The sequence below is a fragment of the Corynebacterium sp. genome, from assembly GCF_030532325.1.
Classification (GTDB): Bacteria; Actinomycetota; Actinomycetes; order Mycobacteriales; family Mycobacteriaceae; genus Corynebacterium.
The window spans coordinates 1-12,845 of the sequence record NZ_JAUNLS010000031.1 but is presented as its reverse complement, the minus strand read 5'-3'; the positions used below and the strand labels follow the sequence as shown (position 1 = coordinate 12,845).

General features: G+C 63.0%; 11 protein-coding genes. 3 read left to right on the top strand and 8 right to left on the bottom strand.

Annotation, left to right across the window (positions count from 1 at the left end; all coding sequences use genetic code 11):
• The 6 genes from Q4E25_RS11315 to trmB are packed head-to-tail and all read right to left on the bottom strand — an operon-like array spanning position 1 to position 6,152.
• Entirely contained in the window at positions 1 to 1,086 is a 1,086-nt protein-coding gene (locus tag Q4E25_RS11315; protein ID WP_303157197.1) for an HNH endonuclease signature motif containing protein, read from the bottom strand.
• Between the two features lie 42 nt (positions 1,087 to 1,128).
• Positions 1,129 to 1,467: a DUF3054 domain-containing protein gene (locus tag Q4E25_RS11310; RefSeq protein ID WP_303157195.1), complete on the bottom strand. Its 339-nt coding sequence runs from the start codon at positions 1,465 to 1,467 to the stop codon at positions 1,129 to 1,131.
• 3 nt (positions 1,468 to 1,470) lie between these two features.
• Positions 1,471 to 2,481, bottom strand: a complete 1,011-nt coding sequence (locus Q4E25_RS11305; protein ID WP_303157193.1) for a YbhN family protein — start codon at positions 2,479 to 2,481, stop codon at positions 1,471 to 1,473.
• Complete coding sequence (locus Q4E25_RS11300; protein WP_303157191.1) at positions 2,478 to 4,766, bottom strand: MMPL family transporter; 2,289 nt, start codon at positions 4,764 to 4,766, stop codon at positions 2,478 to 2,480. Before Q4E25_RS11300 ends, Q4E25_RS11305 begins: the two co-directional genes overlap by 4 nt.
• An 18-nt stretch (positions 4,767 to 4,784) precedes the next feature.
• Positions 4,785 to 5,378 carry an NYN domain-containing protein gene (locus tag Q4E25_RS11295; RefSeq protein ID WP_303157189.1) on the bottom strand — a complete coding sequence of 198 codons (594 nt, stop codon included), beginning with the start codon at positions 5,376 to 5,378 and terminating at the stop codon, positions 4,785 to 4,787.
• Positions 5,379 to 6,152, bottom strand: a complete 774-nt coding sequence (gene trmB, locus Q4E25_RS11290) for a tRNA (guanosine(46)-N7)-methyltransferase TrmB (protein WP_303157187.1) — start codon at positions 6,150 to 6,152, stop codon at positions 5,379 to 5,381.
• 397 nt (positions 6,153 to 6,549) lie between these two features.
• On the opposite strand from trmB, the gene Q4E25_RS11285 reads away from it, so the two are divergent.
• From Q4E25_RS11285 to Q4E25_RS11275, 3 genes are all read left to right on the top strand, one after another.
• Positions 6,550 to 8,367 (top strand): phosphoenolpyruvate carboxykinase (GTP), encoded by a 1,818-nt coding sequence (locus Q4E25_RS11285; protein ID WP_303157185.1) that lies wholly within the window; start codon positions 6,550 to 6,552, stop codon positions 8,365 to 8,367.
• 392 nt (positions 8,368 to 8,759) lie between these two features.
• A complete protein-coding gene (locus Q4E25_RS11280) occupies positions 8,760 to 10,724 on the top strand; it encodes a hypothetical protein (RefSeq protein WP_303157183.1) in 1,965 nt (654 codons plus the stop codon).
• An 8-nt stretch (positions 10,725 to 10,732) separates the two neighbouring features.
• Positions 10,733 to 11,395, top strand: coding sequence for an ABC transporter ATP-binding protein (locus Q4E25_RS11275; protein WP_303157180.1), 663 nt, complete (start codon positions 10,733 to 10,735; stop codon positions 11,393 to 11,395).
• A gap of 20 nt (positions 11,396 to 11,415) precedes the next feature.
• Here the strand turns inward: Q4E25_RS11275 and Q4E25_RS11270 are convergent, their stop codons facing one another.
• Complete coding sequence (locus tag Q4E25_RS11270) at positions 11,416 to 12,201, bottom strand: class I SAM-dependent methyltransferase (RefSeq protein WP_303157177.1); 786 nt, start codon at positions 12,199 to 12,201, stop codon at positions 11,416 to 11,418.
• A 20-nt stretch (positions 12,202 to 12,221) separates the two neighbouring features.
• Positions 12,222 to 12,668 carry a hypothetical protein gene (locus Q4E25_RS11265; protein ID WP_303157175.1) on the bottom strand — a complete coding sequence of 149 codons (447 nt, stop codon included), beginning with the start codon at positions 12,666 to 12,668 and terminating at the stop codon, positions 12,222 to 12,224.
• Positions 12,669 to 12,845 lie beyond the last annotated feature (177 nt).

Below are 12,845 nucleotides of genomic sequence, written 5' to 3'. Positions count from 1 at the left end.
TTATGTGGGGTGTGCGGGGCTGGGGATGGGGATGGGTGGCCCGCCGTGGGGTGGTTGCCAGTGGATGCGGCCGTTGATGCGGTGGATGCGGCCGCGGCCGGTGGGTTTGGTGGGGTCGTCGTCGTTGATGGCGTTGTGGTACTTGCATAGGGGTACCAGGTTGGCGATGTTGGTTGCTCCGCCGTCTTGCCAGCGGTGGATGTGGTGGGTTTGGCATTCGTCGGCGGGTTTGTGGCAGCCGAACCAGGCGCATTTGGGGTGTTCGGCAGCCAGCATGATGCGTTGTTTGTTGCTGGCGAAGCGGCTGGTGTCGTAGAGGTCGACGGGTCCTTCGGTGGGGTGGACGAGGGTGATGTAGCCGATGTCGTGGAGTTTGCGTTGGATGAATTCTGCGCCGGTGATGGTGCCGCCGTCGGTGGTGGGGAGCAGGATGTCGTTGCCTTCGCCGCGGGTGATCTGGGCGAATTGCTCTAGGCGGACGATGACGTTGCTGTGGAGTACGGGTGCGCCGGCCCCGCCGCGGGTGAGGATGGTGTGGGCGGCGGCGAGCATGTCTTGGGCGTTGGGTGTCAGCGTGGTGGGTTCTGTGGTGTTGCTGTCGTCGTCGGTGTTGTTGGTGCGGGCGGTGGCGGTGATGGCGGAGTGGATGTCGGCGATGCGGCGTGGGGTGTCGGTGATGACGATGCTGTGGGGGCCACGGTTGCGGCGGATGGTTTTAATACCTGGGGTGATGTCGCGGGTGGGGCGGAGTTCGCGTAGGAGTTGGAGTGCTCGGTGGCGGATGTTAGCTGGTGGGGTGGCGCAGAGTTCTGCGCGCAGGTGCCAGGCGTGGAGTTGGTTGTTGAGGCGGCGGGCGTAGCCTTCGATGGTGCGTAGGGTTTCGAGGTCGTGGGTGGTGGTTCGGGCGCCTCGTTGTTTGCGGGTGTAGGCGGTGGGCCCGAAGTAGGTGGTGTGGAGGCGGTGGAGGTCGCGGGCGAGTTCGCGGCTAGCGCCCATGGCGGTGAGTTGTTCTTCGGTGTGGCCGGCGCTGGCCTCGATGATGCGCATGCCGTGCGCGAGTGCCCCGAGAATTTCCCCCAAATTCATGCCCACACCATAAACCGGGCCCCGACGGCCCGCAACTGGGGGCTAGGAACGTCGAGAAGCAAGCGCCTCGATGCCGCGCCAGCCAAAGAGCAGCAGGGCGGACATCGTGGTGGCCACCAGGAGGAAGCTCCAGTGGGGCAGGCGGCCGTTGACCAGTGCCCACAGCACCATGCCGCCGATGATGGCGCTGGCCCACACCACGAGGCCCTCGCGCCAGCGGCCCTGCACGCGGGTGGCGGTGACGATGGCCCAGCCCAGCAGCGCGCCCACGGCCCAGGGCCAGAAGGCATCCACCCAGGTGCTCAAAGACAGCCCGCCGTGGGCCAGGCGGGCCAGCACGGCGAAGACGGCCAGGGCAAGAATGTCGATGAGGATGCGCACCTTTTAAAGATCCTTTCGGCTGAGCGCGGCGTAGGAGAAGCCGTCGCGGGCGTAGTGGGCAAAGTAAATGACCCATCCAATGATAGTCACCAGGGCAAAGGAAATAAGCCGGTAGATGATTGCCGCGGACGTCGCGTGCACGGCGGTGAGCCCGGTGGCCACCAGCGGGGCGATGAGCGCGGCCTCCACCGTGCCCAGGCCGCCGGGGGTGACCTGGGCGGAGCCGGCCAGCTTGGCGGCCAGAAAGGCCAGCGCCACCCCAGCCATGGTGGTGTGGTCCTGGCCGGCGCGCAGCCAGGGGATCTCCCCGGTCACGGCCCACACGGAGGCCCACAGGGCGAGCATGTCGAAGAGCCTGTGCACCAGCGAGGCGCCCGCCACCCCGGCAAACGACTTCCGGGAGAGATGGACCTCGTCGAGGTTGCGCACTTCCTTGATGGCGCGGTCGCGAATCGTGCCGGGCTTGAAGCCGCGCAGCCATTGCTCGATGGTGCCGGGGTGGGAGGTTGCCCAGAAGATCGCCCCCATGGCCGCCAGCATGAGCACGGTGGTGGTGATCAGCGAGCCCAGTGCCATATCGGCGTTGAGGAAGAAGACCCCCGCCACCCCGATGAGCGCGAGGAACATCGAGCTGACCACCGAGGAGAGGAAGAGAAAGTAGCTGCACAGCGCCACCGAGGCACCCCAGCGACGCTGCACCTGGAAGGTAAGCACGGCCGCGAAGGCCGGCCCGGCCGGCAGCGTGGTGGACCACGCATTGGAGGCCAGCGTGATGGCGTAGGTCTCCCGGAGGGGGACCTCGACCTTGCCCGCGGCGATGAGCCTGCGCATGACCTCGGCCATGCCGGCGATGGAGCCGAAGGCGAAGAGGATGACCAGCGCTACCGGGAAGGGCTCGGCGTGGCGCAGGCGGCGCAGGCCGTCGCCGATGAAGTCCAACCTATCGCGGAAGAACCACACCAGCGCGGCGAGGATGAACAGCGAAAGAATCCACGTGATCCAGTTCTTTTTCATCGATCACCCGAGCTGTTGATGCGCTTGAGCAGCTCAGTGAAGGGGATGAGCTCGTCGTCGGTGTCGGCGCTGCGGTTGCCGCGCACGGCGACGCTCCGCTTGGCCGCGCCCTCCTCATTGTCAACAGCCCCCTCGTGATCGGCTGCAGCGTCAGGGTCTGCAGCGCCGGCACCCGTGGAGTCCTCACCTGGCGCGGCGCCGCGGGTGAGCCGCTCGGAGGCACGATGGATGAAGCCCGGGGCCCACCAGTTGTCTTCGCGCAGCAGGTGCATGACGGCGGGCACGAGCAGCATGCGCACGATGGTGGCGTCGATAAGCAGGGCAAAAATCATGCCGAAGGCAATGTACTTCATCATGACGATGTCGGAGAAGCCGAAGGCCCCGGCCACCACGATCATGATGAGCGCGGCGGCGGTGATGATGCCGCCGGTGTGCGCGGTGCCCGCGGCGATGGCGTGATCTGTGGACTCGCCGTTGCGGCGGGCCTCCACCATGCGCGAGACCAGGAAGACCTCGTAGTCCGTGGACAGACCAAAGACAATCGCGATGATGAGCACCAGGATCGGGCTCATGAGCGGGCCGGGGGAGAAGTTGAGTGCGCCGGAGCCGAGGCCGTCGACGAACATGAGCGTGAGGATGCCCAGGGTGGTGCCCAGGGAGAGCAGCGTCATGAGGATGGCCTTCACCGGCAGGACGAAGGAGCCGAAGACCAGCGCCATGAGCAGGAAGGTCACCACCACCACGTAGAGCGCCATCCACGGCAGGGTCTTGAAGAGCGCGTCGAGGGACTCGACCTCCATGGCTGGGGTGCCGCCCACGTAGAGCTCCACGCCTTCGGGCGCGTCGAGGTTCTCCAGCTCGTGGACGATGCGCGCGTAGTCCTCGCGGTCCTGGATGCCGGCGCCGAGCACCGTGGTGCCGTCCTGGGTGGCGGTCTTCGGGCCCATGGGCTCGGTGAGGCCTTCGATGTTGCGGGCTTGCAGGACGACGTCGACAAGCTGCTGGTTGGTCGCGTTCTTCACCACGAGCTTGACCGGCTCGGTGCGGAAGGAGGGGAAGTTCTCGTTGAACTCGTCCTGAGCCACGCGGGTCTCGTGGCTCGGCGGCAGGTAGGTCTCGTTGATACCGCCGAACTTCACGCCGAGCACCGGCAGGGTCAGCGCGATGAGCAGGCCGCACAGGCCCACGGTGATGATGCCGGCGCGGCGCATGGCCCAGCGCGGTAGGCGGTACCACCAGGTGTCTTCCAGGCGGCGGGCGCGCCGCGAGGTGCGGCGCACGGTCCACTTATCGATGTTCTTGCCCAGCAGGCCAAACAGCGCTGGCAGCACCGTCACGGAGAGCAGTGCGGCCAGGCCGACGGCCGAGATGGAGCCGTAGGCCACGGACTTGAGGAAGGCCTGCGGGAAGAGGAAGAGCCCGGAGATGGCCACGGCGACCATGCCGGCGGAAAAGACCACGGTCTGCCCGGCGGTGGCGGTGGTAATGGCCACGGCCTCGGGGGCGGAACGGCCCTTGTCCAGCTCCTCGCGGAAGCGCGAGACCATGAAGAGGCCGTAGTCGATGGCCAGGCCCAGGCCCAGCAGCGTGACCACCGCCTGGGCGAAGACGTTGACCTGCAGGAAGCCGGCCAGCACGGAGAGGATGCCCAGCGAGCCGAGGATAGAAAGGCCGCCGACCACCAGCGGCATCGCCGCGGCCACGACCGAGCCGAAGACGATGAGCAGCAGCAGGCCCACCAGCGGCAGGGCTGCCTTCTCCGCGCGGGAGATGTCGTTGGCCATGCCGGCGTCGAGGGCGTCGGCCACCGCGGTGGCGCCGCCGATCTTCACCGGCAGCCCGGAGCTTTCCAGCGAGTCCTGGATGGTACGGAAGTCCTTAAGCGTTTGTTCTTGGTCGCCCTTGAGGCCGATGGCGGCGAAGGCGAGCGAGTGATCCTCGTTGACCAGGTCGGGGTTCTTGGAGTCGAAGTAACTGGTGACGTGGTCGATCTGCTCGGGGTGCTGCGCCTTGAGATCGGCGAGGAAGGCGGCGGCCTCCTCGGCGTGGGCGTCGGGGTTCTCGAAGAGGAGAATGACGTCGCCGGAATTGTCGCGCCCGAAGGTCTCGGCTTCGATCTGCGCCGCGCTGGTCGACGCCGCATTCGGGTCCTCCCAGCCCTCCTGGCTCATGCGGTCACCCAGGCGGGTGCCGAAGCCGAAGAAGAGCAGCAGGATCAGCCCCACGATGACGAGGGGGACGGCCTTGCGGTGGGCATAGGAAAAACGGCCCCAGGCGTAGAACATGTCTTCTCCTTCTGGCAGTTAGCGCTCAAGCAGTGCCTTGAGCGAGCGGAAGGGCTGCAACCAGGCGCCGCCCTCGGGCAGGTTGTCCAGGTTAACGCGCGGCAGCGGCTCGCGGAACACGCCCTCGATGTCTTCGAGGTCCACGAACTCGATCTCCGGGTGGGTCACCGCCCAGGAGGCGTGCTCGTGGAAGCCCAGCACGCACACGGGCAGGCCTTCGCTGGCCAGCTCCTCGAGGGTGGCCTGGAAGTTCTGGCCGTCGGCGGAGGCGACGATGAGCCCGGAGAGGTGATCGCGGCTGGCCTCGATGTGGGCGAGCATGTCGGGATCGACGTCGTCGTCATCGTGCAGCTTTGGCTTGGCAAAGACCGCGAAGCCGACGTTGCGGATGGCCTCCACCCAGGGGCGGATGACGTCGGCGCTGCCGGGGGAGACGTTGGTGAAGACGGCGGCCTCGGGCTCGGCGTCGTTGTCCGCAGCGAGCTCGGCCACCCAGCGGCCGATGGCGTCAAAGCGCGGCCGGTGCGCGGCGGTGGGGCGCCCGCCCAGGATGGAGCCGAGCCCCATGTCCATGTTGGGCGCGTCCCAGATCAGCAGGTAGGTGCCGGACATTTATTTCTTCTCCCACAGGAACTCGGTGATGACGTGGTCCTTGTCCAGGCCCTTGCCCTCGAACTTGGTGATGACTTGGCGGTCGGTGAGCTGTGGGCACTCCGGCCAGGGCCAGCCCTTGAACTCCAGGGTGGGCTCGACGTGGACGAGCTCGGTGATCCATTCTGCGTAGTCGGCGTGGTCGGTGGCCACGTGCAGGACGCCGCCTTTCTTCAGGCGGGAGGCGAAGAGGTTGAGCGTGCCGGACTGGATGATGCGGCGCTTGTGGTGGCGGGCCTTGGGCCAGGGATCCGGGAAGAAGACGCGGATGCCGTCGAGGGATTCCGGCGCGAACATGCGCACGAGGACCTCGATGCCGTCGCCGCGGATCATGCGGATGTTCTCGATGTCCTCGCGCACCACGGCGCCGAGCAGCTTGGCCAGGCCGGGCTTGTAGAGCTCGACGGCGATGATGTTGGTGTCCGCCTCCAGCGGGGCCATCGCCGCGGTGGAGGTGCCGGTGCCGGAGCCGATCTCCACGATGGTCTTGGCGCCGCTGCGGCCGAACCACTCGTTGATGTCGATGCGCTCGTTGGCCAGCACACGGCCGAGGCGGGGCCAGTGCTCCTCGAAGAGCGCGTTCTGGTTCTCGGTGAGGGTGCCGCGGCGGAAGGTGACGTTGCCCAGGCGCGGGTAGTCCAAGTCATTGTCAAAGACGGCGTTGAAATCCGTCTGGAGGGGGCGGCCGTGGGGCATCTCTGCGGCCGGGGTGGGGGTTACTTTTTCAGTATTCATTGCTCTACATTGTTCCCTTAACCTGCGCCAGCACCAAAGTGGCGCGCCGATTCGATGGGCGTGCGCCGCCCTCCGCGGGCCCTGGATATAACCGGAATGGGTGAGTAGGGGGTAGGGCGGCGGGTGACGGGGAGGTCACAGTGCACACCCGATTTAACCCCATTTGAGGGGATGGGTGCGGGACATATGCCAAATATCACACTGTCAAACGTTCGATTACGTTGTGGTGAACGGGGTGGATATAACCGGAGAATGCTCTTTTGGGCCTAAGAAGCGCTATGAACGCCACAACGGGGGTTACCCTTGAGGTGACCGAGCTGTTAGGGACATGTCTGCCCTGTCGGCACTCGCAGGGACGCCGCAAGGCTCCCGTGAATATCCCCAGGAGAATTGATAAATGACCGCCACCATTAAGGGCCTCGTCGGTGAACTGCCCACGAGCAACGAAAAGCTCATTAAGTGGATTAGCGAGAATGTTGAGCTCTTCCAGCCGGATCGGGTGGTCTTTGTCGACGGTTCGCAGGAGGAAGCTGACCGTCTCGCCGCCGAGCTGGTGGAGAAGGGCACGCTGATCAAGCTCAATGAGGAGAAGCGCCCGAACTCCTTCTTGGCTCGTTCCAACCCCTCTGACGTCGCCCGCGTTGAGTCCCGCACCTTCATCTGCACCGAGGAGGCAGAGGACGCCGGCCCCACCAACAACTGGGCCCCGCCGGCAGCGATGAAGGAGGAGATGACCGAGGCCTTCCGCGGCTCCATGAAGGGCCGCACCATGTACGTGGTTCCCTTCTGCATGGGCCCCATTAGTGACCCGGATCCGAAGCTCGGCGTGCAGCTGACTGACTCCGCCTACGTGGTGCTGTCCATGCGCATCATGACCCGCATGGGTGCGCAGGCGCTGGAGAAGATCGGCGCCGAGGGCAACTTCGTCCACGCCCTGCACTCCGTGGGCGCCCCGCTGGAGCCGGGCCAGGAGGACGTCGCCTGGCCCTGCAACGACACCAAGTACATCACCCAGTTCCCGGAGACCAAGGAGATCTGGTCCTACGGCTCCGGCTACGGCGGCAACGCCATCCTGGCCAAGAAGTGCTACGCGCTGCGCATCGCCTCCGTCATGGCTAAGGAGGAGGGCTGGATGGCTGAGCACATGCTCATCCTCAAGCTCACCAACCCGGAGGGCAAGAAGTACCACGTGGCTGCGGCTTTCCCGTCCGCCTGCGGCAAGACCAACCTGGCCATGATCACCCCGACCATCGAGGGCTGGACCGCCGAGGTGGTGGGCGATGACATTGCGTGGATGCACCTGCGTGAGGACGGCCTCTACGCCGTCAACCCGGAGAACGGCTTCTTCGGCGTGGCGCCGGGCACCAACTACGATTCCAACCCGATTGCCATGAAGACCATGGAGCCGGGTAACACCCTGTTCACCAACGTGGCGCTTACCGATGACGGCGACGTCTGGTGGGAGGAGATGGGCGAGGCCCCGACTCACCTCATCGACTGGCGCGGCAACGACTGGACCCCGGAGTCCACCACCAAGGCCGCGCACCCGAACTCCCGCTACTGCGTGCCGATCTCCCAGTGCCCCACCGCTGCACCGGAGTTCGACGATTGGAAGGGCGTCAAGATCGACGCCATCCTCTTCGGCGGCCGCCGCCCGGACACCGTCCCGCTGGTCACCCAGGCCTTTGACTGGAACCACGGCACCATGATTGGCTCGCTGCTCTCCTCCGGCCAGACCGCCGCCGCTGAGGGCAAGGTGGGCACCCTGCGCCACGACCCGATGGCCATGCTGCCCTTCATGGGCTACAACGCCGGCGATTACCTGCAGCACTGGATTGACATGGGTGAGAAGGGCGGCGAGCGCATGCCGTCCATCTTCCTGGTTAACTGGTTCCGCCGCGGCGAGGATGGCCGCTTCCTGTGGCCGGGCTTCGGTGAGAACTCCCGCGTGCTCAAGTGGATTGTTGACCGCATCGAGGGCAACGTCGAGGCTGAGAAGACCGTCGTGGGCCACACCGCCCGCGCCGAGGACATCGACCTGACCGGCCTGGACTTCGACATCGAGGACGTGCGCGCCGCCCTGGCCGTCAACCCCTCCGATTGGGCCGGTGACATCGAGGACAACGAGGAATACCTGACCTTCCTCGGCTCCCGCGTCCCCTCCGAGGTATGGGAGCAGTTCAAGGCGCTCAAGCAGCGCATCGAGAACGCCTAAGCAGCGCACCGGCGCTACGCTCTTGCCGACGTCGCGCCTCACACGCAGCCCCCGCCACGCACCGGTTGTGGCGGGGGCTTTGTCATGTCTCAGCTGCGCGCCGGTGGGGGTGCACGAAAGGTCATTTTATTTTTCTAGGCGCGTAATTTTCTCCGCCACTTCCTGCATAAACAATTTGTTTTTGCTATGTTTATCCCCGGGGGTGGCCATTTACGGCAATATGTTCAATTTATATCCTGAGGTCGTCCATAGATGTGGACAGTAAGAGTCATACGTTTGGGGAGGGAAATTCGGCGTAAAACTGCAGGAATTGCCGCTGCTCAGTAGAAGGAGAGGAGACTGTGCAAGAGCTCGGAGTAGGGCTCTTGCATTTTTGTTTAAGGAGCTATGGAGTGCTGAAAGAAGGTGTTGGTCTTTCCCAGAAGGTGCTTGCCGTATGCGCAGTCTTTGCGGCATGTTTCATGGGATATTGGGCCAGTACACAGGTGCAGGCGGAGTCAGTCAGAGAAACCGGTACGTTCCTTAACGTGGCGGCGACGGCGAACAATGACAACGCAATTCTTAGGCAGCTAAACGCTACGGCCAATGCGGCAGGCGAGCGTATCGCTGTCGTGGTAGAACAGCCTGAGCATACGGATGTGTATGCCGCGGGCAAGTTTCCCAGCAACTGGTACAACCACATTGCGCCTGGGAAGCATACTGCTGTTCACGCACTGACTGACCTAGATGACTCTCGGCAGATGCTTCAGCTTTCTGGAAACGAGGACTTTCAGCGCTCTGTGGAGAGTGTCCTCGATACACAGGGGGCGCAGTACTTCGAACTGGACAATCTTGAATGGAGCTTCCTTTTTAATGGAACTGCTCTCGCCGGGATTTATGGGCTGGTGTTTACCGTGTGTGCCGTTGTTGTCTGTGCGGGGGCCATCGCCCGTACTCGGGACTACGCCATCTGGGAGCTCATGGGACGATCATCCCTAAGTATTTTTGGTCGTGAGCTAGCGCGGACCTACGCGGCTCCTCTTTTCATCGCTGTACTCGTTGCTCTTGTGGCTCTCGTCTTCGTCGCGTGCATGGTCTCTCCGCGCGTAGCTTTGGTTATCGCTCGGTATTCTTTCATCTTCCTAGTGCCGCTCTTGACGGTTATGGTGCTGAGCTTCTTGATAACCGCGTGGGCAGGGCGGCGACTGCGCCTTAGTGAAAGAATCAAAGGAAAGCTGCCCCTTAAGGCCACTGCTGTCAGCATTGCTGTTGTGAAACTGATCCCGTGCGTCGCAGCTGCCAGCCTTATTGCGCCTGCACTCAACCATGTTTCCGAGATACGCGAGCAGGGGCCTGTGCGTGATTTTTGGAGTGGGGCAAACGATCTCAATCTCGTTGAGCTCTTCGGGGCCCGTGACGAAAAGGGAATCGAGGATTCCACGCGGCACCTCGCTGATGTGGCTAGGAAGGCCTCCGCACGTGGTCAGTTCCATTACTCGCAATTTAGTCCAAGCATGTCAAGCGAGCTCGGCGGGGCGGGACGAGACGTGATCTCTTTTAATCTCACTGCGGCGCTGCGTTCCACCGAGGGTGCGCTGGCTCAGCAGTTGCGGGAACACCCGCCTACAAGGCCAAGGATGTACGTCCCAGCTTCAAGTCAGCTATCACCTGAGAAGCTGCCCAGGGATATTTCTTGTGGTAAAGACTGTCCCATCACCGTCCTCGAAGAAGACGGGGCAGAGGTCGCTACCTGGCAAATGAGTAGTGATGGATGGGGAGAAAAGCTCTGGAGTACAGAACCCATTATTACCGTGTACCCCGATGATCAGCTTCCTGAGGATAGGGCAATCGTCGCAGCTTTGACGCAAAAGAGCGCGGGGTTCTTGGGATCCGTGCCACAAGAGTTGCGTGAGGAACCAGATCTTCGGAATTTTGTGCTCAAGTCAATTCCGGCATCTGTGGCCTGGGCACAAGGCAACAGGGCATTGCATACTGATGCCTACGCGTTTGCTCTCGGTTCGGTCGGTGCTGGAGTCCTCGCACTCATTCTCGCTGTCATAGCGGGCCTTCTTTACCGACGGCTCTATGCCCAGCGACTCAGAGTGTATCGCTTTCTTGGGCTTCCGCTGTGGCGGGCTTATCGCGGTATGTGGGTAGCTGACCTTCTCATTTGCGCGATCACCATGGCGTATTTGTGGAACAAAGGTGGCCAAGCCCGTGCGCTGATGAGTGACTCGAGTGTGTCTCCTGCTGTCGTCGCGCGCTTGGAGGTGTCGCCGGAGGCGATGTGGTGTTCGGGAGTGCTGGTCATCATAGTCGCCGTGATGTCGATTGTGACGATGACCTTGGGGGCTCAACGTGCTGGAAGTAGGAAGTGAGGACAACCATGAGTGACAATGTCATCAGCATGCGTGGCGGTGTTTATCGGATAGGAGACCGTGTCTTGTGGGAAGGCGTAGATGCCGATGTCTCCCCTGGTCAGATAGTGGCTGTGACCGGCCCATCCGGGTGTGGAAAGACCACTCTGTTGAACTGCTTTGGTCTTTTGGATTCCTTGAGCCAGGGAAGCCTGCACCTGTTCGGTACGGACATCGCGACCATGTCTCAACGTCAAGCGCGTAAGTTGCGCCGCTCGACGCTCAGTTACCTTTTCCAGGATTTTGCTCTTATCGATACGGATTCGGTGGAACAGAACGTCTCAGTAGCGATGCCACCGCGGACCCCTCGAAGCGCTCGCGCAGATGTGGGTGATCAGGCTCTAGAAAAGGTGGGCCTGGGCGGACGTGGAAAGGAGAAGGTCTTTTCTCTCAGTGGTGGTGAGCAACAGCGTGTGTCGTTTGCTCGCATTCTCGTGCGACAACCGCGACTAATCCTGGCCGATGAGCCGACGGCTTCGTTAGATAAGCACAATGCTGATCGCGTGATGTCGTTGCTTCGGGAACAAGCTGAGCGTGGGGCCGCGGTGGTTGTGGTTACCCATGATGAGCGCGTGCGGGATCAGTGCATGAGCACGGTGGATCTCAGCCGATACAGCCCCAGGGCGTCCTAAAGCAGCAAACCTATTGGTGCTTAGGCCCGCAGCACCAGCACCAAGTTCGAGGTGAGAAACTCCCGCAGCACCGGCACGCGTACCACCCACCATGCCCACCGCGGGTGGTAGCGCGGGAAGGCGGCGAGCAGCTTAGCGTTCTGGGTGTCAGTCTTCGCGGCCCAGCGCAGGCCGGCGGCGGCGGAGAGCGCGAAGAGCGAGGTGCCAAACACGTTCTTGGGTGAGTGGCCGTGGCGTCGGGTATAGCGGTCCCGGGCGAAGGCCCCGCCCACATAGTGCTCCCACAGGCCGGTCTCGTGGCCGCCGAAGGGCCCCAGCCACACGGTGTAGCTGACTATCACCAGCCCACCCGGCTTGGTCACCCGCAGCATCTCTTCTGCCATGGCCCAGGGCTGGGGGATGTGCTCGGCCACGTTGGAGGAGTAGGTGACGTCGAAGGTGGAATCCGCAAAGGGCAGCTGGGTGCCGTCGCCGCGCACCGCGTTGGACACGGAGATCCCGGCGGCGGCCATCTCCCCGGCGTCGGGCTCAACGCCGAAATACTGGGCGCCGCGCCGGGCAAAGGCCTGGGCAAAGTAGCCTGGACCGCCGCCGACGTCGAGCACGCGGGTTCCTGCCAAGGAGGGGGCGTCGTCAAGCGCACGCGCAGTGCTCGGCCCGACATCGCACACCAAGGCGCTGACGAGCCGCGCGGTGTCTTCTGCCAGCCCGCCGTAGAAGATGTCCGGGCGGGTCTGTTCAAAACGGAAGGACCGCAGCAGCCGCCACGAGCGGGCGAGGGTGGCCATGGCGCGGGTGTGTTTCATAAGGCACTAGGCTAGTCGTGCTAGGGGCGTACCCACACTTGAGGCCTTTTATTGGAGATTGCTTTCAACTCATCCAAGGTATTGGGTAGGAGTTTTCCAGGTTGAGTCTTGAACCAATTAATGCGCGTGGGATCTGCATAGTCGAGTTCTTCGGCATAAAAGATGCCAGCAAGTTCGTACTGCCATAAGTCGAGTGCGTTCTCGAATTCAACCGAATCCGCTCCGAAGGTTCCCTCGGGGTAAAACAAGGTCTCAAACCCGGTTAAAGCCGTGCCTTTAGGAGTCTCTACCTCGATGACAATGTATAAGAACTCATCTAACCACGCAGCTACGCCTTTGAACTTGGGCAGTGCCCCCCTGCGTGCGTCTGTGATTCGGTGACAACTTGGTACATCATCCTCGAGGATCCTGGCCAAATGAAGGGCCACGGCTTGGAGGTCAAAGCTATTTCTTGGCATTATTGCCACTTCCACAGGCTAAGAGTTGGAATGTCTGTACTAAACCAGCTAGGGGCTTTATCGTTAAGGCCATGAGTGCCGCTGTTGTGAACCGGGTACATTGTTATAATTCCGCGGCCTTCTGTCGCACCGGGGTTGCGTCCGTTAGCGTGGTGTATCTGTGACCCGGGGTTGTGCTCATGTCGG

Coding starts and splice junctions, on each gene's coding strand:
- Q4E25_RS11315 (WP_303157197.1), bottom strand. CDS start 1,086: ATGAATTTGGGGGAAATTCTCGGGGCACTCGCGCACGGCATGCGCATC.
- Q4E25_RS11275 (WP_303157180.1), top strand. CDS start 10,733: ATGAGTGACAATGTCATCAGCATGCGTGGCGGTGTTTATCGGATAGGA.
- Q4E25_RS11305 (WP_303157193.1), bottom strand. CDS start 2,481: ATGAAAAAGAACTGGATCACGTGGATTCTTTCGCTGTTCATCCTCGCC.
- Q4E25_RS11285 (WP_303157185.1), top strand. CDS start 6,550: ATGACCGCCACCATTAAGGGCCTCGTCGGTGAACTGCCCACGAGCAAC.
- Q4E25_RS11300 (WP_303157191.1), bottom strand. CDS start 4,766: ATGTTCTACGCCTGGGGCCGTTTTTCCTATGCCCACCGCAAGGCCGTC.
- Q4E25_RS11295 (WP_303157189.1), bottom strand. CDS start 5,378: ATGTCCGGCACCTACCTGCTGATCTGGGACGCGCCCAACATGGACATG.
- Q4E25_RS11270 (WP_303157177.1), bottom strand. CDS start 12,201: ATGAAACACACCCGCGCCATGGCCACCCTCGCCCGCTCGTGGCGGCTG.
- trmB (WP_303157187.1), bottom strand. CDS start 6,152: ATGAATACTGAAAAAGTAACCCCCACCCCGGCCGCAGAGATGCCCCAC.